Origin of the sequence: Streptomyces sp. CC224B, assembly GCF_030010595.1 — a bacterium.
GTDB classification, from domain to species: Bacteria; Actinomycetota; Actinomycetes; order Streptomycetales; family Streptomycetaceae; genus Streptomyces; species Streptomyces longispororuber.
Genome location: NZ_JASCXL010000028.1, coordinates 17639 through 42444 on the forward strand (window position 1 = coordinate 17639; position 24806 = coordinate 42444).

At 74.3% G+C, this 24806-nt stretch carries 22 protein-coding genes; 15 read left to right on the plus strand and 7 right to left on the minus strand.

Going from position 1 to position 24806, the window contains the following annotated elements:
• Positions 1-3: 3 nt before the first annotated feature.
• Positions 4-489, minus strand: a complete 486-nt coding sequence (locus QK440_RS13780; RefSeq protein ID WP_282793363.1) for a DUF3515 domain-containing protein — start codon at positions 487-489, stop codon at positions 4-6.
• A gap of 20 nt (positions 490-509) precedes the next feature.
• A complete protein-coding gene (locus QK440_RS13785; protein WP_016642988.1) occupies positions 510-743 on the minus strand; it encodes an Lrp/AsnC ligand binding domain-containing protein in 234 nt (77 codons plus the stop codon).
• 206 nt (positions 744-949) lie between these two features.
• Between QK440_RS13785 and QK440_RS13790 the strand changes: the two genes are divergently transcribed.
• Complete coding sequence (locus QK440_RS13790; protein ID WP_190137814.1) at positions 950-1918, plus strand: thiamine-phosphate kinase; 969 nt, start codon at positions 950-952, stop codon at positions 1916-1918.
• A complete protein-coding gene (gene thiD / locus QK440_RS13795; protein ID WP_282793364.1) occupies positions 1918-2763 on the plus strand; it encodes a bifunctional hydroxymethylpyrimidine kinase/phosphomethylpyrimidine kinase in 846 nt (281 codons plus the stop codon). The genes QK440_RS13790 and thiD overlap by 1 nt, the downstream gene beginning before the upstream one ends.
• Here the strand turns inward: thiD and QK440_RS13800 are convergent.
• The 3 genes from QK440_RS13800 to rpmB all read right to left on the minus strand — a co-directional run bounded on the left by QK440_RS13800 (position 2712) and on the right by rpmB (position 7611).
• Positions 2712-3977, minus strand: a complete 1266-nt coding sequence (locus tag QK440_RS13800) for an FAD-dependent monooxygenase (protein ID WP_282793365.1) — start codon at positions 3975-3977, stop codon at positions 2712-2714. The two genes, thiD and QK440_RS13800, sit on opposite strands and share 52 nt — an antisense overlap.
• Before the next feature lie 117 nt (positions 3978-4094).
• Complete coding sequence (locus QK440_RS13805; protein ID WP_282793366.1) at positions 4095-7283, minus strand: BTAD domain-containing putative transcriptional regulator; 3189 nt, start codon at positions 7281-7283, stop codon at positions 4095-4097.
• Positions 7284-7425: 142 nt separating this feature from the next.
• A complete protein-coding gene (gene rpmB / locus QK440_RS13810; protein ID WP_030195073.1) occupies positions 7426-7611 on the minus strand; it encodes a 50S ribosomal protein L28 in 186 nt (61 codons plus the stop codon).
• A gap of 256 nt (positions 7612-7867) precedes the next feature.
• Between rpmB and QK440_RS13815 the strand changes: the two genes are divergently transcribed.
• From QK440_RS13815 to mutM, 9 genes are all read left to right on the plus strand, one after another.
• Positions 7868-9808, plus strand: a complete 1941-nt coding sequence (locus tag QK440_RS13815; RefSeq protein ID WP_282793367.1) for a DAK2 domain-containing protein — start codon at positions 7868-7870, stop codon at positions 9806-9808.
• Between the two features lie 49 nt (positions 9809-9857).
• A complete protein-coding gene (gene recG / locus QK440_RS13820; protein ID WP_282793368.1) occupies positions 9858-12068 on the plus strand; it encodes an ATP-dependent DNA helicase RecG in 2211 nt (736 codons plus the stop codon).
• A 161-nt stretch (positions 12069-12229) separates the two neighbouring features.
• Positions 12230-12823, plus strand: a complete 594-nt coding sequence (rsmD, locus tag QK440_RS13825; RefSeq protein WP_282793369.1) for a 16S rRNA (guanine(966)-N(2))-methyltransferase RsmD — start codon at positions 12230-12232, stop codon at positions 12821-12823.
• A gap of 26 nt (positions 12824-12849) precedes the next feature.
• Entirely contained in the window at positions 12850-13329 is a 480-nt protein-coding gene (gene coaD / locus QK440_RS13830; RefSeq protein ID WP_282793413.1) for a pantetheine-phosphate adenylyltransferase, read from the plus strand.
• A gap of 58 nt (positions 13330-13387) precedes the next feature.
• On the plus strand, positions 13388-14539 hold the full coding sequence (locus QK440_RS13835) for a cell division initiation protein (protein WP_282793370.1): 1152 nt from the start codon (positions 13388-13390) through the stop codon (positions 14537-14539).
• Positions 14540-14693: 154 nt separating this feature from the next.
• The gene (locus QK440_RS13840; protein ID WP_282793414.1) at positions 14694-15365 is read left to right on the plus strand and encodes a YceD family protein; all 672 of its coding nucleotides are present in this window, start codon (positions 14694-14696) and stop codon (positions 15363-15365) included.
• Positions 15366-15367: 2 nt separating this feature from the next.
• The gene (gene rpmF / locus QK440_RS13845) at positions 15368-15541 is read left to right on the plus strand and encodes a 50S ribosomal protein L32 (RefSeq protein WP_030361955.1); all 174 of its coding nucleotides are present in this window, start codon (positions 15368-15370) and stop codon (positions 15539-15541) included.
• A gap of 7 nt (positions 15542-15548) precedes the next feature.
• Positions 15549-16358 (plus strand): ribonuclease III, encoded by an 810-nt coding sequence (gene rnc, locus QK440_RS13850; RefSeq protein ID WP_190137806.1) that lies wholly within the window; start codon positions 15549-15551, stop codon positions 16356-16358.
• Positions 16359-16467: 109 nt separating this feature from the next.
• Positions 16468-17334: a bifunctional DNA-formamidopyrimidine glycosylase/DNA-(apurinic or apyrimidinic site) lyase gene (mutM, locus tag QK440_RS13855; protein WP_282793371.1), complete on the plus strand. Its 867-nt coding sequence runs from the start codon at positions 16468-16470 to the stop codon at positions 17332-17334.
• Here the strand turns inward: mutM and QK440_RS13860 are convergent.
• A complete protein-coding gene (locus QK440_RS13860) occupies positions 17301-17723 on the minus strand; it encodes a helix-turn-helix domain-containing protein (RefSeq protein ID WP_282793372.1) in 423 nt (140 codons plus the stop codon). The genes mutM and QK440_RS13860 overlap by 34 nt on opposite strands.
• A 137-nt stretch (positions 17724-17860) precedes the next feature.
• On the opposite strand from QK440_RS13860, the gene QK440_RS13865 reads away from it, so the two are divergent.
• Positions 17861-18451, plus strand: a complete 591-nt coding sequence (locus tag QK440_RS13865) for a flavodoxin family protein (protein ID WP_282793373.1) — start codon at positions 17861-17863, stop codon at positions 18449-18451.
• Positions 18452-18496: 45 nt separating this feature from the next.
• Here QK440_RS13865 and QK440_RS13870 read toward each other — a convergent pair whose 3' ends face one another.
• Positions 18497-19510 (minus strand): CAP domain-containing protein, encoded by a 1014-nt coding sequence (locus QK440_RS13870; protein WP_282793374.1) that lies wholly within the window; start codon positions 19508-19510, stop codon positions 18497-18499.
• A gap of 162 nt (positions 19511-19672) precedes the next feature.
• On the opposite strand from QK440_RS13870, the gene QK440_RS13875 reads away from it, so the two are divergent.
• From QK440_RS13875 to smc, 3 genes are all read left to right on the plus strand, one after another.
• Positions 19673-19954 carry an acylphosphatase gene (locus tag QK440_RS13875; protein ID WP_282793375.1) on the plus strand — a complete coding sequence of 94 codons (282 nt, stop codon included), beginning with the start codon at positions 19673-19675 and terminating at the stop codon, positions 19952-19954.
• A 393-nt stretch (positions 19955-20347) separates the two neighbouring features.
• Positions 20348-20551 carry a hypothetical protein gene (locus QK440_RS13880; protein WP_030675993.1) on the plus strand — a complete coding sequence of 68 codons (204 nt, stop codon included), beginning with the start codon at positions 20348-20350 and terminating at the stop codon, positions 20549-20551.
• A 489-nt stretch (positions 20552-21040) separates the two neighbouring features.
• On the plus strand, positions 21041-24631 hold the full coding sequence (gene smc / locus QK440_RS13885) for a chromosome segregation protein SMC (protein WP_282793376.1): 3591 nt from the start codon (positions 21041-21043) through the stop codon (positions 24629-24631).
• Positions 24632-24806: the final 175 nt, after the last annotated feature.

The window sequence follows — 24806 nt, forward strand, 5'->3', positions numbered from 1 at the left end:
CCCCTATGCGATGCCCTCGGGGATCGTCTTCCTGACGGGGGCGGCGAAGTCCGTGAGCGGACCCACGCCGTCCCCCGTCCGCTCCTCGGGCAGCGTCACCTCGACGTACGCCTTGCGCAGCGTCGTGGTGAAGCGGAACGAGCCGTCCGTCCGCTTCTCCAGGAGCCAGTTCACGCCGTTCACGGTCACGCCGTCGGCCTCGGGGTCGTTCATCCGGGCCGGTCGCTCCACCCCGCAGCGCAGTATGATCGCCGGGTCTCCCCACCCGGCGGTGAGCCGCGACGCCGGCTCGGGGTCCCGGCGGGCCAGGCCGCCCACCGTCCGGGGCAGCCGCGCGTCCAGGTCACGGCACCACGCGGCGGCCTCGGCGCCCGGGGAGGGAACCGCGGCCGTCCCCGCGCCGTCCGTTGAGGAGCAGCCCCCGCATGCGAGCAGCAGTGCGAGGGCGGACAGCCCGGTCGGGGAGCGGAGCCGGCGGGAGACGTTCACCGGCCAAGCGTAGACGGGGGCTACAAGTGCACGACGGGGCAGGTCAGGGTGCGGGTGATCCCGTCCACCTGCTGGACCTTGGCCACCACCATGCGGCCGAGTTCGTCGACCGTGTCGGCCTGGGCGCGCACGATGACATCGTAGGGACCGGTCACGTCCTCGGCCTGGATCACTCCCGGGATCTTGCCGATCAGCTCGGCGACGGTCGACGCCTTGCCGACCTCGGTCTGGATCAGGATGTACGCCTGTACCACGGAACCTCCAGGGCGGCCACGAGGATCATGTGGGGAGAAGGGACGCCACGGTACCGCGTCGCCGCTCGCCACGGGGAGACCCGGGGGAGCCGCGCCGCGCACATCACGGCGGACGGACAACAGAGGTTGACGGTCACGTCGACCGTACCGACGACAGGGACGGCTCGCGACCGCAAGCGGACCGCGGCAGAAGGAGCACTACGCGCATGAAGGGCACCGTCGGCGAGTTGGGGGAGTTCGGGCTCATCAGGGAGCTCACCTCGCGGCTCACCTCCACCCCGGCCGTACGCGTCGGCCCCGGCGACGACGCCGCGGTCGTGGCCGCCCCCGACCGCCGGGTCGTGGCGAGCACCGACATCCTCCTGGAGGGGCGGCACTTCCGCCGCGACTGGTCGACGGCGTACGACGTGGGCCGCAAGGCCGCCGCCCAGAACCTCGCGGACATCGCCGCCATGGGCGCCGTGCCGACCGCGATCCTGCTCGGCCTCGTCGTCCCCGCCGACCTGCCCGCGAGCTGGCCCACGGAGCTGATGGACGGGCTGCGCGACGAGTGCCAGGTGGCGGGCGCCGCCGTCGTGGGCGGCGACGTCGTGCGCGGCGACACCATCACCGTCTCCATCACCGCCCTCGGCGACCTGCGCAACCACGAGCCGGTCACGCGCGCGGGCGCGCAGCCCGGCGACGTCGTCGCCGTCACCGGCTGGCTCGGCTGGTCCGCCGCCGGACACGCCGTGCTCTCCCGCGGCTTCCGCTCGCCGCGCGCCTTCGTGGAGGCCCACCGCAGGCCGGAGCCGCCCTACCACGCGGGTCCTGCGGCCGCCGGGCTCGGCGCCACCGCCATGACCGACGTGAGCGACGGCCTCATCGCCGACCTCGGCCACATCGCCGACGCCAGCAAGGTGCGCATCGACGTCCGCTCCGGCGACGTGGACGTGCCCTCCCAGATGAACGACATCGCCCAGGCCGTCGGCATCGACCCGCTCCAGTGGGTCCTCAACGGCGGCGAGGACCACGCCATCGTCGCGACGTTCCCGCAGGACGTGAAGCTGCCCGCCCGCTGGAAGGTCATCGGCGAGGTCCTCAACCCCTCGGCGATGCCCCAGGTGACCGTCGACGGCGCGCCGTGGACCAGCAAGGGCTGGGACCACTTCGGCGACAACGGGGGCCACGACTGATGGCGCCCGGCACCCCGGCCCGGACCGCGCCTGTCCGGGTGCTCACCGTCGCCGGCTCCGACTCCGGCGGCGGCGCGGGCATCCAGGCCGACCTGAAGACCATGCTCGCCCTCGGCACCCACGGCATGAGCGTGCTGACCGCCGTGACCGCGCAGAACTCCCTGGGCGTGCAGGGGGCCTGGGAGCTGCCCGTGGCGGCCGTGCGCGCCCAGTACCGCAGCGTCGTCGACGACATCGGCGTCCAGGCCGTGAAGACCGGCATGCTCGCCTCCGCCGAACTGGTCGAGGCGGTCGCGGAGTTGCTGGCCGGTACCGACGCCCCCGCCGTCGTCGACCCCGTCGGCGTCTCCAAGCACGGCGACGCGCTGCTCGCGGCCTCCGCCCTCGACTCCGTCCGTACGAAGCTGCTGCCCGTCGCCACGGTCGCGACCCCGAACCTGGACGAGGTCGCGCAGCTCACCGGGGTGCGCGTCCGGTCCGAGGACGACATGCGCCGGGCGGCCGGGGCCGTCCTCGCGTACGGCCCCGCGTGGGTGGTGATCAAGGGCGGCCACCTGCCCGGCGGGCACGAGGCCGTGGACCTGCTCACCGACGGCTCCGAGGAGCACTGGCTGCGCTCCCCGCGCCACGACAACCGGCACACCCACGGCACCGGCTGCACCCTGGCCAGCGCCCTCGCGGCCGGTCTCGCACGGGGACGGTCCGTGCCGGAGGCCACGCGGGCCGCCAAGGAGTACGTCACCGGGGCGATCGCCGCCGGGTTCGCGCTGGGCGGCGGCATCGGCCCGGTCGATCACGCCTGGCGCTTCAGGGACGGCACTCCGGACACCGCGCCCGCGCCGTAACCGGGGTAGTCCTTCAGCACGATCCCGTCGGCCGCGCGCTCCGTGAGGCGCTTGAAGAACCCCGCGAGGAAGCGGGAGCTGAGCATCCGGTACGCCCGGTCGCGGCTGCGGATCCTCCGCTCCGTCGGTGGCGCCAGGAACGGGCCCGCGTTGCCCGAGATCTTCTGGCAGCCCTTCGCGTAGTCGCGCACCTCGGCCTCGTACGCCGCGAACGCCGTGGCGTGGTCCCCGCCCGCCACGGCCAGCTCACCCGCGAGCACGTACGCGCACACCAGGGCCGTCCCCGTGCCCAGGCCGCCCATCGTGGCGCCGTAACCGGCGTCCCCCAGGAGCACGACGCGGCCCTGGGAGAGCCGGTCCACGTGGATCTGCGCGATCGCGTCGAAGTACAGGTCGTCGGCGTCCTCCAGGGCCCGCAGGACGTGCGGCGTGTACGTCCAGGGCACGTCGGCGAACCGCTCGGCGAGGATCGCCCTCTGCTCCTCGGGGTCGTGCCGGTCGTACGACAGCTCCTCGGACCGGAACACCAGGAACGCGCCGCCCCGCTCCGGGTGACCGTCCTGGTTGCTGACGCCGATCATGCGGCCGGGGACGGTGCACATCCGCGCACTGCGGCGCAGGCCCGCGACGTTGGGCATGGCGAAGCCCGCCACGTAGTACCCGAGGTGGCGCAGGTGGCGGGACTCGTCGCCGAGGGCGAGGCGGCGGGTGTGCGAGTGCAGGCCGTCCGCGCCGACGACGAGGTCGAAGCGGCGGGGCGCGCCGCGCCCGAAGGCGACGTCGACGCCGCCGGAGTGCTGCCGCAGCTCCGCCACGGAGTCCCCGAAGACGTACTCCACGTGGTCCTTCGTGCGCTCGTACATGATCTTCGACAGGTCGGTGCGGGAGATCTCCACGTCGCCGCTCATCAGGAAGGCGGGCAGGTCCACCTTCTCCCGGTCGTCGACGTCGACGAGGGTCTGGCGGCCCATGTGCGTGCGGTGGCGGCCCACCTCCTCCCAGATGCCCATGCGCTCCAGGACGGTGCGGTGGACGCGGCCCCGGAAGTCGACCGCGAAGCCGCCCTCGCGCAGGGCGGGCGCCTTCTCCACGACGGTGACGCGGGCCCCGTAGCGGGCCAGCCAGAGGGCGAGCGCGGGGCCCGCGACACTGGCGCCGGAGATCAGGACGGAGAGGTGGGACAGGGGCTCGGCGGTGTGCGCTGCGGTGGTCATGGGCCGAGTTTCACGGGGACCGCTTACCGGGGGCTTACCGTCGGCGTACCAGGGCTTACCGTCGGCGCACCGGGCTCGGCGTCGGTGTACCCGGGCGCACCGGCGGGGCTCGCCCGGCTACGCCCGCAGGGCCGCCGCCCGCTCCCCGCGGCCCCGCGCGAAGGCCTTCTCGTAGGCCGCCGGGGACAGCCGCGCCCGCACCGCGCGGACGAGAGGAGCCACGTCGGGGTCGTCCGCGATCAGCGTGCCGCGCAGGCCCGCGGCGGCGCCCAGGAGCCGGGCGGCGTCCTCGGGCCGCTCGGCGACGGCGGCAAGGGCCTCGGCCGCCTCGGCCTGTTCGCCGAAGCCGGTGTGGGTGTGGGGGTCGGTGCCGGTGCCGGACCCGCTGCCAATGCCAGTACGGGTACGAGTACGAGCACGGGTACTGGTACTGGTACTGGTACTGGTACGAGCAGCGGTACCGGTACCGCTGCCAGGGACCGGCACCGGCGGAGCGTCCGCCGGGGCGAGGGCCTGGTCCCGGGCCTGTGCGAACCACTCGGCGGCCTCGTCCGCGCGGCCCTCGGCGAGCGCGGCGCGGCCGAGCCCGATGAGGATCCGCGCGGTCTCGGCCACGCTGAACCAGTTCGCGGCGCACATCTCCAGGGCCTCCTCGTAGCACCCACGCGCGCGGGCCGGCTCGCCGCGCAGCCGGGCCACGTCACCGAGGCCGCGCAGCGTGGTCGCCACCTTGTCGCGCACCCCGGAGGCACGGGCGAGCTCCCCGGACAGCCGGTAGTGCTCGGCGGCCTCCTCCAGGGCGCCGCCGTGCAGCAGGACCGCCGCGCGCCGGCACAGCAGGTCACCGGTCTCCTCCGGGGCGGCCAGCTCCCGCACGTGCGCGAGCCCCTCGTCGAGCAGCGCGAGGGCGCGCCGCCGCTCGCCGCGCCAGTCGGCGTACATGGCCAGCGGGTCCAGGCAGTTGGCCATGCCCCAGCGGTCGCCCGTGGCCCGGAAGGCGGCGAGGGCCCGCGCGAAGGCCGCCTCCGAGGTGCCGAGCCGCCCCGCCAACTGCTCCTGGAAACCGCGCCCGAGATCCAGCAGGGCCCGCCCCCAGGGGTGCCCGTCGAGCTGCGCCCGGACCCGGCCCTCAGGACCCTGCCGCGGCCCGCCCGCGAGCGACCACAGCACGATCAGGAACGGCAGCCGCAGCGGCCTCTCCAGGGAGGCGAGGAGGCCCTCCGCGCGCGCGAGCCGCTCCGGCTCCGCCGGGTCGTCGCCGTCCCCCGCGGCCGTGTTGAGCAGGCACAGCACGTACTCCTCCACCAGCCCGTCCGGCGCCTCGTCCCCGACGGCGGCGAGCAGTTCGGCGGCCAGCGGCGCCCGCTGCCCGGCCCGGCCGCGCAGCCGCCAGTACCAGGACAGGGCGGCCGTCAGCCGCAGCCCCGCGCGCGGGTCGGTGCGCACGAGGTGGCGCAGGGCCGCCTCCAGGTTGCCGTGGTCGGCGGCGAAACGCTCCAGCCACGCCACCTGCCCGGCGCCGTGCAGCCGCGGCGCGCCCTCCTCGGCGTACCGCAGGAAGTACGCGGCGTGCGCGGCCCGCAGCGCGTCCTCCTCGCCCGCGTCGGCGAGCCGCCGGGCGCAGAACGCGCGGATGGTCTCCAGCATCCGGTAGCGCCCCCCGACCGTCTCGACGAACGACTTCTCCACGAGCGAGGCCAGCAGGTCCTCCGGGTGCGGCACCCTGCACACCGCCTCGACCGCGGCGGGCGTCGCCCCGCCCGGGAACACCGTCAGGCGCCGGGCCAGCTCCCGCTCCGCGCCGTCGAGCAGGTCCCAGCTCCACTCGACCACGGCGTGCAGCGTGCGGTGCCGGGGCGCCTTCGTGCGGTCCCCGCGCGACAGGAGCCGGAACCGGTCGTCCAGGCGGGCCGCCAGCTCGTCCAGGGTGAGGGTGCGCAGCCGGGCGGCGGCCAGCTCGATGGCGAGGGGCAGGCCGTCCAGCGCGGCGCAGACGGAGCCGACGAGCGCGGCCCGCTCCGGGAGGGCCGCCTGGTCCGCGAAGTCCGGACGGACCGCCGCGGCCCGCTCCCCGAAGAGCCGGGCCGCGGGCGCGGCGGCGAGCGGCGGCACCGGGCACAGCGCCTCCCCGGTGATCCCGAGCGCCTCCCGGCTCGTGGCGAGGACCCGGACGCCGGGGTGCACGCCGAGCAGCAGCGCCGTGGTGCGGGCCGCGTCGTCCATCACGTGCTCGCAGTTGTCCAGGACCAGCAGCAGCTCGCGGCCCTCCAGCGCGGCCAGGAGCCGCTCCGTGGCATCGCCCCCGCGCGCGGGGGCGTGGAAGCCGTCCCGCACGCCCAGGGCACCGAGTACGGCGTCCGCCACCCGCGACCCGCCGGCGAGCGGCGCCAGCTCCACGAAGCACACGTCTCCCACCCCGGCGACCTCCCGGGCCGCCTCCACGGCGAGGCGCGTCTTGCCCGCGCCGCCCGGCCCGGTGAGCGTCACCAGCCGGCACCCGGCGAGCAGGTCACGGACGCGGGCGAGTTCCCCGGCGCGGCCCACGAGCGGCGTCAGCGGCACCGGGACGGCGGGCCGCCGCGCGGGCTCCGCGCCCCGCAGCAGCTCCAGGTGGAGCGCGGCCAGCTCTGCCGACGGGTCGGCGCCCAGCTCGCGCGCGAGCACGCCCCGGGCCTGCGCGAACACCGCGAGCGCCTCGGCCGCCCTGCCGCCCGCGTGCAGGGCCCGCATGAGCTGCCCGTACAGGCGCTCGCTCAGCGGCTGCGCGGCGAGCAGCTCCCGCAGCTCCGGTACGAGGCCGGGGCCGCCCCCGGTCGCGAGGTCGGCGTCGATCCGGTCCTGGACGGCGGCCAGCCGCAGCTCCTCGAGCCGGGTGCGCGGCGCGGGGGAGCCGGGCAGGTCGGCGAGCGCGGTGCCCCGCCACAGGCCCAGGGCCTCGCGCAGCAGGGCGGCGGCCCGCTCGGGGGACCCGGCGGCCAGGGCCTCCCGACCCTCGCGGGCCAGGCGCTCGAAGCGGTGGGCGTCGACGTCCTCGGGGCGGACCACCAGCCGGTACCCGCAGGGCGTGGCCTCGATGTCCACGCCGAGGCGCGTGCGCAGCCGCGACACCTGGGACTGCAAGGCGTTCGCCGCCCCCGCGGGCGGCCGCTCGCCGTAGAGGCCGTCGGTCAGGCGCGCGACGGAGACGGCGCGGCCGGCGTCCAGGAGGAGCAGGGTGAGCAGCGCCCGGGGACGCGGGCCACCCGGGTCGACGGGTTCACCGCCGGGGGCGCGTACGTCCAGGGGGCCGAGGATGCCGAACCGCATGGGCCGGATTCTGGCAGGCGGGGCCACCGGGCCGCGGGGCCGGGTGGGCGGGCGTACGGACGGGTCCGGGCGCGCGAAAAAGCCGGTCCCCGAGGGGACCGGCTTCTCCGGTAACCGGCCAGGTGGCCGCGCAGAACGTGCGTCAGCGCGAGACCTTGCCGGCCTTGATGCACGAGGTGCAGGCGTTGAGCCGCTTCGGCGTCCCGCCGACCACGGCACGCACGCGCTGGATGTTCGGGTTCCAGCGACGAGGCGTACGGCGGTGCGAGTGCGAGATGTTGTTGCCGAAGCCCGGCCCCTTGCCGCAGACATCGCAGTTGGCAGCCACGGGTCACTCCAAAGACTTCAGATGCACTTACGGTTAAACCCGGCATGCCGGGATCAGAGCGAATGATCTGGGTGGCGGTGCCAGGGGAATGTCCCGATGAGATCGGGCAACCGGAGCAGCATACAACGACCGCTTCGGTACAACGAAACTACCATGACCGAGGCGGAGCCCGCCCCGGCCACCCCTCCTGACCCGGGTCTACGCTGCGTCCCATCCCGCCGTCCAGGCCGTTCGGACGCTATCTAGGAGGCGACAGTTGCCGCAGAACCTCGACGCGGTCGCGCTCCGCGCCTGGAGCGCACTGGCTCTTGAGGCGCTCGGACAGGCCCGCGAGGAGATCGACGCGATCAACGTCTACCCGGTCGCGGACGCGGACACCGGCACCAACCTCTACCTGACCATGGAGTCGGCGACCCAGGCCGTCGACGCCGTCTTCGCGGGCCACGAGCCCGGCGAGCCCACCCTCACCGAGGCGGTGCGGGCCCTCGCGCACGGGGCGCTGATCGGGGCCCGCGGCAACTCGGGGACCATCCTCGCGCAGTTGCTGCGCGGGATGGCACAGGTGCTGGCCGACGACGAGGGTGACGCGTCTCACGCCGACGGGGAGCGCCTGGCGCGGGCGCTGGAGCGCGCGGCCCGCTCCGCCTATCAGGCGGTCGCCCGGCCCGTGGAGGGGACCGTCCTGACGGTCGCCGGGGCGGCGGCCGAGGCGGCCTCGGCCGGGCGGCCGGCGGCCGACTGCGGCACGGTGGCGCGCGCGGCCTACGACGGCGCCTGCGCGGCCCTGGCGGCCACCCCCGGCCAGCTCCCGGTGCTCGGCCGGGCGGGCGTGGTGGACGCCGGCGGGCAGGGGCTCGTGGCGGTCCTGGGGGCCCTGGTGGCGGCGCTGTCCGGCGAGACGGTGCGGCCCTGGAGCGCGCACGCCCGGGCGAGTGCCGCGGCGCGCTCCACGGCGGCCGCGCCGACCCCCTGGAGCCCGTCGAGCACGCCCCCCGTCTCCCTGGCGGCCGGACCCCTGGGCACCGCGGCCCCCCAGGAGCGCGCGAAACCCCAGGGGCGTACCGGACCCCAGAAGCACACGAAGGCCCAGGGGCACGCGGAAGCCCAACAGCACACGGAACCCCAGGGGCACACGGAACTCGAGGAGTGCGCGGAATTCATCGAGTGCCTGGAGCCCCAGGTGCCCCCGGAACTGCGAGAGCCGCCGGAGCCGCGGGAGCACCCGGAGTCGCGGGAGGGCGCGGACGCGGCCGCCGAACACGCCGACGGCGGCGGACCGGCCTTCGAGGTGATCTACCTCCTGGAGGCGGACGACACCGCCGTCGCCCGGCTGCGGACGCGGCTGGACGCGCTCGGCGACTCCCTCGTCGTCGTCGGCGGCGACGGGCTGTGGAACGTCCACGTCCACGTGGACGACGCGGGCGCGGCCGTCGAGGCGGGCGTCGAGGCGGGCCGGCCGTACCGCATCCGCATCACGCACTTCGGCGCGGGCGACGCGCACACCACCCGTGCCCCGCGGCCCCCGCGCGAGCGCGCGCAGCGCGGCATCGTGGCCGTCGTACGAGGTGAGGGCCTCGCGGGCCTGTACGCGGAGGCGGGCGCGACCACGGTGCCCACGCGCGCGGGGGAGCCGCCCGCGAGCGGCGAGCTCGTCGACGCGGTCCGGCGCGCGCACGCCCGCGAGGTCGTGCTGCTGCCGAACGGCGCCGAGCTGCGGCACACCGCGGCGGCCGCCGCGGAGCAGGCCCGCTCCGAGGGCGTGCGCGTCGCCCTGATCCCCACCCGCTCCCCGGTCCAGGGCATCGCCGCGCTCGCCGTGCACGAGCCGGACCGCCGCTTCGACGAGGACGTCGTCGCGATGACGTCGGCCGCCGGGGCCACCCGGTACGCCGAGCTGGCCGTCGCCGAGCGGCAGTCCTGGACGACGGCGGGCATCTGCCAGGCCGGGGACGTCCTCGGCCTGATCGACGGCGACGTCGCGGTGATCGGTACGGAGATCGCGGCGACCGCCGAGGCCGTCCTCGACCGGATGCTGGCCGCCGGGGGCGAGATGGTCACGCTGGTGCTGGGCGAGGAGGTGTCCGACGAGGTGGCGGAGCGCCTCCAGAAGCACGTACGCGACGGCCACCTGGCCGTGGACACGGTCCTCTACCGGGGCGGCCCCCAGTCGGCCCTCCTCCTCATCGGCGTGGAGTGACGCCCGCCCCGCGAGGCCAGGACCCGGACTGTCGGTGCCGTGGTGTGCAATGGACCTCGTGCACGCGCTCCAAGAACCGCTGAAGAACGCCCTCGGCCAAGCCACCGCCAAGGTCATGGCCGAGCACCTCGGTCTGCACACGGTGGGCGACCTGCTCCACCACTACCCCCGGCGGTACGCCGAGCGGGGCGAGCTGACCCACCTCTCCGACCTGCCCCTGGACGAGCACGTCACGGTCGTGGCGCAGGTCGCCGACGCCCGCATCCTGAAGTTCAACGGCGGCCGCGGCCAGCGGCTCGAGGTCACGATCACCGACGGCAGCGGCCGGCTCCAGCTCGTCTTCTTCGGCCGCGGCATCCACAAGCCGCACAAGGACCTGCTCCCGGGCACCCGCGCGATGTTCGCGGGCAAGGTCTCCGTCTTCAACCGCAAGACGCAGCTCGCCCACCCGGCGTACGAACTGCTGCGGGCCGACGGGGAGTCCGCCGCCGAGGCGGTCGACTCCTGGGCGGGCGCCCTGATCCCGATCTACCCGGCCACCGCGAAGCTGGAGTCCTGGAAGATCGCCAAGTCGATCGACGCGGTGCTGCCCAGCGCCCGCGAGGCGCTCGACCCGCTGCCGCCGAGCCTGCGCGAGGGCCGCGGCCTCATCCCCCTGCCCGAGGCCCTCCTCAAGATCCACCGGCCGCACTCGAAGGCCGACATCGCCACCGCGCGCGACCGCCTGAAGTGGGACGAGGCCTTCGTCCTCCAGGTCGCCCTGGCCCGGCGCCGCTTCGCGGACACGCAACTGCCCGCCGTCGCCCGCAGGCCCCGTCCGGACGGCCTCCTGACCGCCTTCGACGCCAAGCTGCCCTTCGAGCTCACGGACGGCCAGCGCCGCGTCTCCGAGGAGATCTTCACCGACCTGGCGACGGAGCACCCCATGCACCGCCTCCTCCAGGGCGAGGTCGGATCGGGCAAGACCATGGTCGCCCTGCGCGCCATGCTCGCCGTCGTGGACGCCGGGGGACAGGCCGCGATGCTCGCGCCCACCGAGGTGCTCGCCCAGCAGCACCACCGGTCGATCACGGAGATGATGGGCGAGCTGGCCGAGGGGGGCCTGCTCGGTGGTGCCGAGCACGCCACCAGGGTCACGCTGCTCACCGGCTCCATGGGCACGGCGGCCCGGCGGCAGGCGCTGCTCGACCTCGCCACGGGCGAGGCCGGGATCGTCATCGGGACGCACGCGCTGATCGAGGACAAGGTGCAGTTCCACGACCTGGGCCTGGTCGTCGTCGACGAGCAGCACCGCTTCGGCGTGGAGCAGCGCGACGCCCTGCGCGGCAAGGGCAAGCAGCCGCCGCACCTCCTGGTGATGACGGCCACGCCCATCCCGCGCACGGTCGCCATGACGGTCTTCGGCGACCTGGAGACGTCCGTGCTCGACCAGCTCCCCGCCGGGCGCTCGCCCATCTCCAGCCACGTGGTGCCCGCGCAGGACAAGCCGCACTTCCTCGCCCGCGCCTGGGAGCGCGTCCGCGAGGAGGTGGAGAACGGCCACCAGGCGTACGTGGTCTGCCCCCGCATCGGCGACGACCTCGGGGACGAGGGGGACCAGCCCAAGAAGGGGAAGAAGCCCGCCGCCGATGACGAGGCCGACAAGCGCCCGCCCCTGGCCGTCCTGGACGTCGCCGAGCAGCTCGCCCAGGGGCCCCTCCAAGGCCTGAGGGTCGAGGTCCTGCACGGCAGGATGCAGCCCGACGACAAGGACGCGGTGATGCGCCGCTTCGCCGCGGGGGAGACCCACGTCCTGGTCGCCACCACGGTGATCGAGGTGGGCGTGAACGTCCCGAACGCCACGGCGATGGTGATCATGGACGCCGACCGCTTCGGCGTCTCCCAGCTCCACCAGCTCCGCGGCCGCGTCGGCCGCGGCTCCGCGCCGGGCCTGTGCCTGCTGGTCACCGACGCCCCGGAGGCCGCCCCCGCCCGCGCCCGCCTGGGCGCGGTGGCGTCCACCCTGGACGGCTTCGAGCTCTCCCGCATCGACCTGGAGCAGCGCCGCGAGGGCGACGTCCTCGGCCAGGCCCAGTCCGGCGTCCGCTCCTCGCTGCGGATGCTCGCCGTCATCGACGACGAGGAGATCATCGCGGCGGCCCGCGAGGAGGCCACCGCCGTGGTCACCCGCGACCCCGACCTGGAGCACCTGCCGGAGCTCCGCACGGCCCTGGCCGCCCTCCTGGACGAGGAGCGCGAGCAGTACCTCGACAAGGGCTGACGGCGGGAAGCACGGAGCGGGAAGGGCCGCGAAGGCCCGACGCACGGATACGGAGGGGGAAGCGCCGCGCAGGGCCGGGACGGGCCGACAGGGGACGACGCGGGAGTACGGCATATCGTGAGGACACGCCCCCCTCCCAGCCGAAGGACACAGAGACCCAGATGACCCGCGTGATCGCCGGCACGGCCGGCGGGCGCCGCCTGTCCGTCCCGCCGGGCACGGGCACCCGGCCCACGTCGGACCGCGCCCGCGAAGGCCTGTTCTCCACCTGGCAGGCCCTGCAGGGCACGCTCGACGGCGCCCGCGTCCTCGACCTGTACGCGGGCTCCGGAGCCGTCGGCCTCGAAGCGCTCTCCCGGGGCGCCGCGCACGCCCTGCTCGTCGAGGCCGACGCCCGCGCGGTGCGCACCATCCGTGACAACGTCCGGTCGATCGGCCTGCCCGGCGCCGAGGTCAGAGCGGGCAAAGCCGCCCAGATCATCCGGGAGGCCACCCCTACCGCCCCCTACGACCTGGCCTTCCTCGACCCCCCCTATGCGGTGGCCGACGACGATCTTCGGGAGATCCTGCTCACACTCCGCTCGACGGGCTGGCTCGCGGACGACGCGCTCGTCACCGTTGAACGCAGTACGAGGGGCGGAGTCTTCGGCTGGCCGGACGGGTTCGAGGGGCTTCGGTCCCGTCGCTACGGCGAAGGCACGTTTTGGTACGGTCGCGCCGCCTCTACGTGCGACGAACAAAGAATCGCGCCATGACCCGACCGGAGAGCGAGGGACTTCCGTTGCGCCGCGCCGTCTGTCCGGGGTCGTTCGACCCCATCACCAATGGACACCTGGACATCATCGCCCGCGCCTCCAAGCTGTACGACGTCGTACACGTCGCGGTGATGATCAACCAGTCGAAGAAGGGCCTCTTCGAGATCGAGGAGCGCATCGACCTGATCCGCCAGGTCACCGCTGAGTTCGGCAACGTCCAGGTCGAGTCGTTCCACGGCCTGCTGGTCGACTTCTGCAAGGAGCGCGACATCCCGGCCATCGTCAAGGGCCTGCGCGCGGTCAGCGACTTCGACTACGAACTCCAGATGGCCCAGATGAACAACGGTCTCTCCGGCGTCGAGACGCTGTTCGTGCCCACCAACCCCGCCTACAGCTTCCTGTCCTCCTCGCTGGTCAAGGAGGTCGCGGCCTGGGGTGGCGACATCGGGCACCTCGTTCCCCCGGTCGTGCTGGAAGCCCTCAACAAGCGCCTCGGCAAGGGCTGATCAAGGGCTACAGTCGTCCCGTCCTTCTCCCAACCCCGTAGAGAGTGGCGAGCCCGCGGTGGACGTGCAGAAGAAGATCGACGAGATCGTCGAGGCGGTCGGCAGCGCCAAGTCCATGCCCATGTCCGCCTCGTGCGTGGTCAACCGCGCCCAGCTCCTGTCGATGCTCGAGGACGTGCGCCAGGCCCTGCCGGGCTCCCTCGCCCAGGCCCAGGAGCTGATCGGCGGCCGCGAGCAGCTCGTCGAGCAGGCCCGGCAGGAGGCGGAGCGCATCATCGAGTCCGCGCACGCCCAGCGCGGGGCGCTGATCTCCGACACGGAGGTCGCCCGGCGCTCCCAGGGCGAGGCCGACCGCATCCTCGCCGAGGCCCGCCGGCAGGCCGACGAGATCCGTGCCGAGGCCGACGACTACGTGGACTCCAAGCTCGCCAACTTCGAGGTGGTCCTCACCAAGACCCTCGGCTCCGTCGGCCGCGGCCGCGAGAAGCTCCTCGGCGCCGCCCCGGACCCCGGCCGGCACGGCTACGACCCCGAGCTCGACGACGCCCCCGAGCGCAGCCACGACCCGGAGACGCTGCGCCGCGACGCCGACGCGTACGTGGACGCCAAGCTCGGCGCCATCGAGGCCGTCCTCGCCAAGACCCTGGACGCCGTCGGCCGCGGCCGCCAGAAGCTCCACGGCCGCGCCCCCGCCGACGAGCTGGGCGAGCTCGGCGCGAGCGCCGCCGGCGAGCACGCGGGCCACACCTCCGACGCCGACTACCTCGCGGACCTCGCCGAGACCCCCGAGCCGCCCCGGCCCGCGACCGCCGCCGGAACCCCGGCCGCCCCCCGCGTCCCCGCCCAGGAGCCGTACGCCCCGCCGCGCCCCGACCACCAGCCGGACCCCTACGCCTACGACCAGCACGGGTCGTACGGACAGCGGGACCAGTACGGGCAGCAGGACGGGTACGGCGGGCCGGACGCGTACGCCTACCAGCAGCCGTACGGCCAGCAGGACCCGTACGGCTACCCCCAGGACCCGTACGCGTACCCGCAGCAGGAGTACGCCCCCCAGGTCCCGCAGCAGCAGCCCCCGCAGCAGCCCTCCCCGCAGCCGCACGGCTACGGCCGGCAGGGCACCGCGCCCGCCGTGCTCGACGAGACGAGTCTCTTCGACACCACGATGATCAGCGCGGAGCAGCTCCGCCAGTACGAACAGGGCCGCTGACCCGGTCCCCGCGGGGGCCGGGGACCGGATTGGGCCGAGAGCGAAAGGTCCAGTATCCTGGCTCTTCGGTCGCGCGTATCCCCGCGATCCGGGCTGCCCGCTCCCGTCGCCTCCCGGCGGCGTCCGTGCGGCGGCCTCCTTGCCAGTCCCCTGGATCTCGAAAGCAGGAACAGCCCTGAGTACGCGCCTCGACCACCGCAACCCCCTCGTGTTCGACACGCACGAGCTGGGCCGGCGTCCCGGTGCCCTGCAGCGGCTGACCCGCACCGTCGACGCTCCCGGCGCCCCGGCGCCGTTCGGTGTCGAAGGTGTCGTCGGCGTGCCGGAGGGCGCGCCGGTGGAGCTGGAGATCCGCCTCGAGTCGGTCATGGAAGGGGTGCTTGTCACAGGCACCGCCCGTGCGTCGGCCGTGGGGGAGTGCGTAAGGTGTCTGGAGCCGGTCGAGCTCGCGCTCGACGCGGAGTTCCAGGAGATGTTCTCGTACCCTGACGCCGACGACCGGGGCCGCGCAGCGGAACCGGCCGACGACGCCGAGGACGACGAGGACAGGCTCTTCATCGAGGACGGCATGTTCGACCTCGAGCCCGTGCTGCGGGACGCGGTGGTGCTCGCACTGCCGATGCAGCCGGTGTGCCAGGAAGACTGTCCGGGCCTGTGCTCCGAGTGCGGAGTGCGGCTCGCGGACGACCCGGACCACCACCATGACGCCGTCGACATCCGTTGGGCGGCACTGCAGGGACTCGCCGAATCCGTCAAGGGCGGCGAGAAGGACGAGATGAGCGGCGCCGAAGCGGAAGCGGGCGTCGACGAGAAGCAGGAGAAGTAGCCGTGGCTGTTCCGAAGCGGAAGATGTCGCGCAGCAACACGCGCCACCGCCGGTCGCAGTGGAAGGCTGCGGTCCCCACCCTGGTTTCGTGTGAGCGTTGCCAGGAGCCGAAGCTGCAGCACATCGCGTGCCCCGCTTGCGGCACCTACAACAAGCGCCAGGTCCTCGAGGTCTGAGCGGCTGGTGAGAGGCGCTGTGTCTAGCCCTAAGAAGGCGGAAGACGCCACGATGGCAGACAGCAACAACGCGGCCTCGTCCCACACGCTTCTGGAAGGGCGGCTCGGGTATCAGCTCGAGTCCGCCCTTCTGGTGCGTGCGCTCACCCACCGTTCCTACGCGTACGAGAACGGCGGTCTGCCGACGAACGAGCGCCTGGAGTTCCTCGGGGACTCCGTCCTCGGCCTCGTCGTCACGGACACGCTGTACCGCACCCACCCCGACCTGCCCGAAGGCCAACTGGCCAAGCTGCGGGCCGCGGTGGTCAACTCGCGTGCGCTGGCGGAGGTGGGCCGCGGCCTCGACCTGGGCTCCTTCATCCGGCTCGGCCGGGGCGAAGAGGGCACGGGCGGCCGGGACAAGGCCTCCATCCTCGCCGACACCCTCGAAGCGGTGATCGGCGCGGTGTACCTGGACCAGGGCCTCGACGCGGCGAGCGAGCTGGTGCACCGGCTCTTCGACCCGCTGATCGAGAAGTCCTCGAACCTCGGTGCCGGCCTGGACTGGAAGACCAGCCTCCAGGAGCTGACCGCGACGGAGAACCTCGGCGTGCCCGAGTACCTCGTCACGGAGAGCGGCCCGGACCACGAGAAGACCTTCACTGCTGCCGCCCGCGTCGGAGGCGTCTCGTACGGCACCGGCACCGGCCGCAGCAAGAAGGAGGCGGAGCAGCAGGCCGCCGAGTCCGCGTGGCGTGCCATCCGCGCCGCCGCGGACGAGCGCGCCAAGGCCGCCGAGGCCCCCGCCTCGCCGTCCCCGGACGCGGCTTCCGCCTGACGACCCCGCTGTACGCGCACCCCCGCCGGACCCGGTCCGGCGGGGGTGCGCGTATGCCCGCGCGGTACGCTGCCGGGGACCTTCACGCCCGCCCCACCGGAGGAGTCCCGTGCCCGAGCTGCCCGAGGTCGAGGTCGTGCGCCGGGGGCTCGCGCGCTGGGTGGCGCACCGGACCGTCGCCGACGTGGAGGTCCTGCACCCCCGTGCCGTACGGCGGCACATAGCGGGCGCGGACGACTTCGCGCACCGCCTCAAGGGCCACCGCATCGGCACCCCGAGCCGCCGCGGCAAGTACCTGTGGCTGCCGGTCGAGGACACCGGCACCGCCGTCCTCGCCCACCTCGGCATGAGCGGGCAGCTCCTGGTCAAGACCGGGCAGGCCCCGGACGAGAAGCACCTGAGGATCCGGGTCCGCTTCGCCGACACCGTGGGCACCGAGCTGCGCTTCGTCGACCAGCGCACCTTCGGCGGACTCTCGCTGCACGACACCGCGCCGGACGGCCTGCCCGACGTCATCGCGCACATCGCCCGCGACCCGCTGGACGAGCGCTTCGACGCCGACGCCTTCCACACGGCGCTGCGCCGCAGCCGTACGACGATCAAGCGGGCGCTGCTCAACCAGTCGCTGATCAGCGGCGTCGGCAACATCTACGCCGACGAGGCGCTCTGGCGCGCCCGGCTCCACTACGAGCGCCCCACCGCCACCTTCACGCGCCCGCGCACCATGGAACTCCTCGGCCACGTACGGGACGTGATGAACGCGGCCCTCGCCGTCGGCGGCACCAGCTTCGACAGCCTCTACGTGAACGTGAACGGGGAGTCCGGCTACTTCGACCGGTCCCTCGACGCGTACGGGCGCGAGGGCGAGCCGTGCCGCCGGTGCGGGACCCTCATGCGGCGGCGGCCCTGGATGAACCGCTCCAGCTACTTCTGCCCGCGCTGTCAGCGCCCGCCGAAGCCCTCGCGGCTGTCGTAGGCCCGCTGCGCCTCGATGACGGCGTCCTGGGCGCTCTCCACGCACTCGATCAGGGCCAGCAACCGCCCGGCGACCCGCTGCCCGAGCGGGGTGAGCCGGTAGTCCACGCGCGGCGGGTTGGTGGGCCGCGCGTCGCGGTGCACCAGGCCGTCCCGCTCCAGCGCGTGCAGCGTCTGCGACAGCATCTTCTCGCTCACGCCGTCCACCCGGCGGCGCAGTTCGTTGAACCGGAACGTGCCGTCGTGCAGCGCGCCGAGCGTCAGCGCGCCCCAGCGCCCCGTGACGTGTTCGAGCGTGGCGCGCGAGGGACAGTTCCGGGCGAAGACGTCGTACGCCAGGTCGGCACCGGAGGCGGCGCGGTCCGTGGCGGCTGGTGCGGTGGAGTCCATACCACGAGCGTACTCCTGTGCAGCGCTACCCCAAGGATTGCGCTAACCAAAAGTTAGTGCTTTCCTTGATGCAGCGGTGAGCGGCCGTGTCCCCGCCGCCGTACCCGAGCACGCCCGTTCACCAGAGGAGCACTGCCATGTCCAGCCCCGTCGTCGCGATCGCCTACCACTCCGGCTACGGCCACACCGCCGTCGTCGCCGAAGCCGTCCGCACCGGCGCCGAGGAGGCGGGCGCCACCGTCCACCTGGTCAAGGTCGACGAGATCACCGAGGCCCAGTGGGAGCTCCTGGACGCCGCCGACGCGATCGTCTTCGGCTCGCCCACCTACATGGGCACCGCGTCGGGCGCCTTCCACGTCTTCGCGGAGGCCTCGTCCAAGCGCTGGTTCACCCGCGCCTGGCAGGACAAGATCGCCGCGGGCTTCACCAACTCCGCCTCCAAGAGCGGCGACAAGCTGCACACCCTGCAGTACTTCCAGACGCTGGCCGCGCAGCAGGGCATGCACTGGGTGAACCTCGGCCTGCTCCCCGGCTGGAACTCCAGCGAGGGCTCCGAGCACGACCTCAACCGCCTCGGCTTCTTCTCCGGCGCCGCCGCCCAGACCAACTCCGACGAGGGCCCCGAGGCCGTGCACAAGGCGGACATCGCCACGGCCGAGCACCTGGGCCGCCGCGTCACCGAGACCGCCCGCGTCCTCACCGCGGGCCGCGCGGCCGTGGCGGCCTGACCCCCGGACCGGAGGCCTGCTGGCGCGGCCCGTCGCGAAGGGCGCTCAGAACCCGAAGTCCTGCGTCCACCACGGGCCGCCCGGGGCGAAGTGGGCGCCGACCCCGAGGGTCTTGTAGTCGCAGTTGAGGATGTTCGCCCGGTGGCCGGGGCTGTTCATCCAGGCGTCCATCACGGCCCGGGCGTCGGCCTGGCCGCGGGCGATGTTCTCGCCGCCGAGGTCCTTGATCCCGGCCTTCTCGGCGCGGTCCCACGGGGTCGCGCCGTCCGGGTCGGTGTGGGCGAAGAACCCGCGTGCGGCCATGTCCGCGCTGAAGGCCTCGGCGAGCGCGGCGAGCCGGTCGTCCGCGCGCACCGGGCGGCAGCCCGCCTTGGCCCGCTCCTCGTTCACGAGCGCCAGCACCTGGGCCTCGGCCGAGCTGTCGCCCACCGGCGGCTCCGGCGTGGCGGCGGGCGGCGTGGGCTCCGGCGCCCGGGTGCGCGACGGCGCGGGCGTCCTCGGTTGCTCCGCCTCGGGCTCGTCGCGGCCGGCCCGGTCGCCGCCGCCCTCCCGCGGCTGCTCCTCGGACGGCCGGACCGTCGGCTTCCGCGAGGGCGCCGCGGACGGCTCGCCACTCGTCGCCGAGGGCGTCGGAGCCGGGGCCTCGGCGCGGCCGGTGCCCGGCGTCGGCGACGGGCCGCGCTCGGCGCCCCCGGTGTCGCCGCCCTGCGGGCCCAGGCCGACGGGGGAGCTGGTGGAGCGGATGGCGCCGGTGTCGTCACCCCCGCCGAAGGAGAAGGTGTCCCCGCCGGGCAGCAGCCCCGAGGCGACCGCGACGGCCCCCATGGCGACGGCGGCGGACACCCCGAGCAGCCCGGTGCGCACCGGCGCGGCGGGGCGTCCCCCGCGGCGGTGCGAGCGCGACCGGGGCCGGGCCCCGGCGCCGGAGGCCGCCCCGGCCTCGGGGTTCGCGGGCAGGGCGTCGGACGCGTACGGGGCCGCAGGGGTGCCGGACGGGTTCGCGTGACCGGCCCGGCCGGTGGCGGCGCGGCCGGCGGCGGAGCGTCGGTGGCGTCCCATCTCCTGGCCTTTCGTCGAGACGCCCGGTCGAGGTGCCCCGGCGTCGTCCTGACGGTGCGCGTGACGGGCCCGTACGGGTGAGTCACGCCGAGTCGCGACTGTACGCGATGGCACAAGGGGGCGAAGTGCCTCCTGTGCAATTGGCCGGTTAGCGTGCACCCCATGAACGACGAAGTCCGGCTCACCGCCTGGGTGCGGGGCCGAGTGCAGGGCGTGGGATTCCGCTGGTTCACGCGGGCCAAGGCCCTGGAGATCGGCGGCCTGTGTGGTTTTGCTCTCAATCTCGACGACGGCCGCGTGCAGGTCGTCGCGGAGGGTGGCCGCGCGGGCTGCCAGAGCCTCCTCGACTGGCTCCGGGAGGGCGACACACCCGGCCGCGTCGACGGTGTGACTGAGATCTGGGACACGCCCCGCGGCGGCTACGAGTCGTTCGCGATTCGCTGACGCGGGGTCCCGCGGCCCCCCGGACCCGGTGGTCCGCCTGGGGCCGGGGTGCCCGCGCGGGACGGAAAAGGCCTGGTGGTTGCCAAGAAGCCCGAGCCGTGGCAGGCTCCCGTGACAAGGATGATCTCCACACCCCCAGGGGCCCGCAGGAGAGACGCCGCAGCGGGTCCGACCGCCGTGCGCCCCCGGGTTCCCCGTCAATACGGGGTGTGATCGTGTTGACCGTCAAACTTTTTGGTGAGACGCTGGAAGCCCCGCGCACCCTCGCTGTTTGGCATGTGAGAACGGCCAAGCAAGACCAGCAAGAACCAAAGAGTGCCAAGCACCGCGGGCGCGATTCCCTCACGACCCACACCGATTCGGTCGGTCACTCAGTGTGGAGGACCAACAATCATGGCAAAGGCGCTTCTCGGTTACGTCGGCGGCAGCGACCCGCGACTTCTCGCCGAGATGCGACGGCTCCAGCAGCGCGTCCAGGACCTGGAATCCGAGCTCGTCAGGATCCAGGCGGAGAACGACGCGCTGACGGCTGCCGCTTCTCACGAATCGCTCCTGGAGAGCATCGACGTACCCCAGGCGGAGCCTGCGCTCACCTGATCCACGCCAGCCCGGGCGCCGGCGCTTCGTGCGGACATCCGACGTACCCCCGTAACGCTGTTCGTACGCGGGGTCCGGCACGGCCGGTCGCCCGGCACGCGTGGTCGAGCTGCCCGTAACCACCGCTTGACCAAAGATCCGAGAACGATCCGAGATCCGTGGATCAGAGGATCTGCCCAGGGGGATCCGCACCAGGGATCTCCCAGAAAGATCTGCACCAGAGATTCGCAAGGGACGCTTCGGCGTCCCTTCTTTCTTGCCCTCACCCGGGTCCGCCGCCCGGACTTCGCCGCCCGGACTTCGCCGCCCGGACCCCGTAGTCCGGGCTCCGCCGCCCGGCCTCCATCGCACCCGGTCGTCGGGAGAACGTCACCGCTCCGACCCCGCGGCGGTGCCTTTCCTCAACTCTGATGTGCCCTGCACCTTCCTCCGTGAAACGGCCCGCGCCGTCCCTCGGCGAACCAGCGGTGAAAGGTAGAGTCCAGCGGCGTGCACCTCAAGGCCCTGACACTGCGTGGTTTCAAGTCCTTCGCGTCCGCCACGACGCTGAAGTTCGAGCCGGGCATCACCTGCGTCGTCGGACCGAACGGTTCCGGCAAGTCCAACGTGGTGGACGCGCTGAGCTGGGTCATGGGCGAGCAGGGCGCCAAGTCGCTGCGCGGCGGCAAGATGGAGGACGTCATCTTCGCGGGCACCACGGGCCGCCCGCCGCTCGGCCGCGCCGAGGTCTCCCTCACCATCGACAACTCCGACGGGGCGCTGCCCATCGAGTACGCCGAGGTCACCATCACGCGGATCATGTTCCGCAACGGCGGCAGCGAGTACCAGATCAACGGTGACACCTGCCGGCTGCTCGACATCCAGGAGCTGCTCTCCGACTCCGGCATCGGGCGCGAGATGCACGTCATCGTCGGCCAGGGTCAGCTCGACTCCGTCCTGCACGCCGACCCCATGGGCCGCCGCGCCTTCATCGAGGAGGCCGCCGGCGTCCTCAAGCACCGCAAGCGCAAGGAGAAGGCGCTGCGGAAGCTCGACGCGATGCAGGCCAACCTTTCCCGCGTCCAGGACCTCACCGACGAGCTGCGCCGCCAGCTCAAGCCGCTCGGCCGGCAGGCCGCGGTCGCCCGCCGCGCCGCCGTCATCCAGGCCGACCTGCGCGACGCGCGGCTGCGGCTGCTCGCCGACGACCTGGTCACCCTGCGCGCGGCCCTGAACGCCGAGGTCGCCGACGAGGCCGCGCTCAAGGCGCGCAAGGACGCCGCCGAGGCCGAGCTGAAGGCGGCCCTGCTCCGCGAGGGCCACCTGGAGGACGAGGTGCGCCGGCTGACGCCGCGCCTCCAGCGGGCCCAGCAGACCTGGTACGAGCTCTCCCAGCTCGCCGAGCGGGTGCGCGGCACCATCTCCCTCGCCGACGCCCGGGTGACCAGCGCCACCTCCGCTCCCCCCGAGGAGCGGCGCGGCCGCGACCCCGAGGACCTGGAGCGCGAGGCCGCCCGCGTCCGCGAGCAGGAGGCCGAACTGGAGGCCGCCCTGGAGGCCGCGCAGCACGCCCTGGACGACACCGTCGCGCACCGCGCCGACCTGGAGCGCGAGCTCGCGGCCGAGGAGCGGCGCCTGCGGGACGTGGCACGGGCCATCGCCGACCGGCGCGAGGGCCTCGCCCGGCTCGGCGGCCAGGTCAACGCGGCGCGCTCGCGGGCCGCCTCCGCGCAGGCCGAGATCGACCGGCTGGCGGCGGCACGCGACGAGGCCCAGGAGCGGGCGGTCGCCGCGCGGGAGGAGTACGAGCAGCTCAAGGCCGAGGTCGACGGCCTCGACGCGGGCGACGCCGAGCTGGCCGAGCGGCACGAGGAGGCCAGGCGGGAGTTCGCCGGCGCCGAGGCCGCGCTGACGGCGGCCCGCGAGGCGGCCACCGCCGCCGAGCGCGAGCGGGCCGCCGTGGCCGCCCGGCGCGAGGCGCTCGCGCTCGGGCTGCGCCGCAAGGACGGCACGGGCGCGCTGCTCGCCGCCAAGGAGCAGCTCACCGGCGTGCTCGGCCCCGCCGCCGAGCTCCTGACCGTGGCGCCGGGCTACGAGGTGCCGGTGGCGGCGGCCTTCGGCGCGGCCGCGGACGCCGTCGCCGTGACCACCCCCGCCGGTGCCGCGGAAGCGATCCGCCTGCTGCGCAAGCAGGACGCGGGCCGCGCCGCCCTGCTGCTGGCGGGCGCCCTCGACGACGCGGACGGCGTACGCGGGGAAGCGGGGGGCGCCCCGGGGACCGCCGGGGGAGGGGAGGGCGGGCCGCCGCGCGCCGCCGACCTCGTGCGCGGCCCCGCCGAACTGTTGCCCGCCGTGCGCCGGCTGCTGCGCGGCATCGTGGTCGTCGCCACCCTGGAGGACGCCGAGGACCTGGTGTACGCGCACCCGGAGCTGACCGCCGTCACCGCCGAGGGCGACCTGCTCGGGGCGCACTTCGCCCAGGGCGGGTCCGCGGGCGCGCCCAGCCTCCTCGAAGTACAGGCCTCGGTGGACGAGGCCGCCGCCGAGCTGGAGGAGCTGGGCGCCCGGTGCGAGGAGCTGGCGCGGGAGCAGGAGCGGGCCCAGGAGCGGCGGGCCCGGTGCGCGGCGCGCGTCGAGGAGCTGGGGGAGCGGCGGCGCGCCGCCGACCGGGAGAAGTCGGCCGTGGCGCAGCGGCTCGGCAGCCTCGCGGGCCAGGCGCGGGGCGCCGCCGGTGAGGCCGAGCGGTCCGCCGCGGCCGCGGCCCGGGCGCAGGAGGCCCTGGAGAAGGCGCGGGCGGAGGTCGAGGAGCTGGCGGAGCGGCTCGCGGTCGCCGAGGAGGCGCCCGCCGATGAGGAGCCGGACACGGGCGTCCGCGACCGGCTCGCCGCCGACGGCGCCAACGCGCGCCAGACCGAGATGGAGGCCCGCCTCCAGGTCCGTACGCACGAGGAGCGGGTCAAGGGGCTCGCCGGGCGCGCCGACTCCCTGGACCGGGCCGCCCGTGCCGAGCGGGAGGCCCGCGCGCGGGCCGAGCGGCGCCGGGCCCGGCTGCGGCACGAGGCCGCCGTCGCCGGGGCCGTGGCGGCCGGGGCCCGCGGGCTGCTGGCGCACGTCGAGGTGTCGCTCGCCCGGGCGGACGAGGAGCGGGCCTCCGCCGAGCGGGCCAGGGAGGCGCGGGAGCGGGAACTGGCCGCCGCACGGAACCACGGGCGCGAGCTGAAGGCGGAACTCGACAAACTGACGGATTCAGTTCACCGGGGCGAGGTACTAGGAGCGGAGAAGCGGCTGCGGATCGAGCAGCTGGAGACCAAGGCCCTGGAGGAGCTCGGTGTGGAACCGGCGGGACTCGTCGCGGAGTACGGGCCCGACCAGCTCGTGCCGCCCTCGCCCCCCGCCGAGGGCGAGGAGCTGCCGGAGGACCCTGAGCACCCGCGCAACCAGCCCAGGCCGTACGACCGCGCCGAGCAGGAGAAGCGGCTGCGGTCAGCCGAACGGGCGTACCAGCGGCTCGGGAAGGTCAACCCGCTCGCTCTGGAGGAGTTCGCGGCGCTGGAGGAGCGCCACCAGTTCCTCAGCGAGCAGCTGGAGGACCTGAAGAAGACCCGCGCCGACCTGCTCCAGGTGGTGAAGGAGGTGGACCAGCGCGTCGAGCAGGTCTTCACCGAGGCCTACCGGGACACGGCCCGGGAGTTCGAGGGTGTCTTCAGCAGGCTCTTCCCCGGCGGCGAGGGACGGCTGATCCTGACCGACCCCGACGACATGCTCGCCACCGGCGTCGACGTCGAGGCCCGGCCGCCCGGCAAGAAGGTCAAGCGCCTCTCGCTGCTCTCCGGCGGCGAGCGCTCCCTGACGGCCGTGGCGCTGCTGGTGTCGATCTTCAAGGCGCGGCCCAGCCCGTTCTACGTGATGGACGAGGTCGAGGCGGCGCTGGACGACACCAACCTCCAGCGGCTCATCCGCATCATGCAGGAGCTCCAGGAGGCCTCGCAGCTCATCGTGATCACGCACCAGAAGCGCACGATGGAGGTCGCGGACGCGCTGTACGGCGTCTCGATGCAGGGCGACGGCGTCTCGAAGGTGATCAGCCAGCGGCTGCGCTAGCCGTGCGGCCGGTGGCTCCACCGGTCACGTACGGCCCGCCGCGGGCGGCCGGTCGCCGGGCGGTCGTCGCGGGCCCTCGCGGAGCCCTGCCGTCCTCTTTTCTTGATCAACTTCAATCAGCTTCAAGCCTTGAACTCAAACCGTAACCAGCGACGATTCAATTGGTTCACATCGA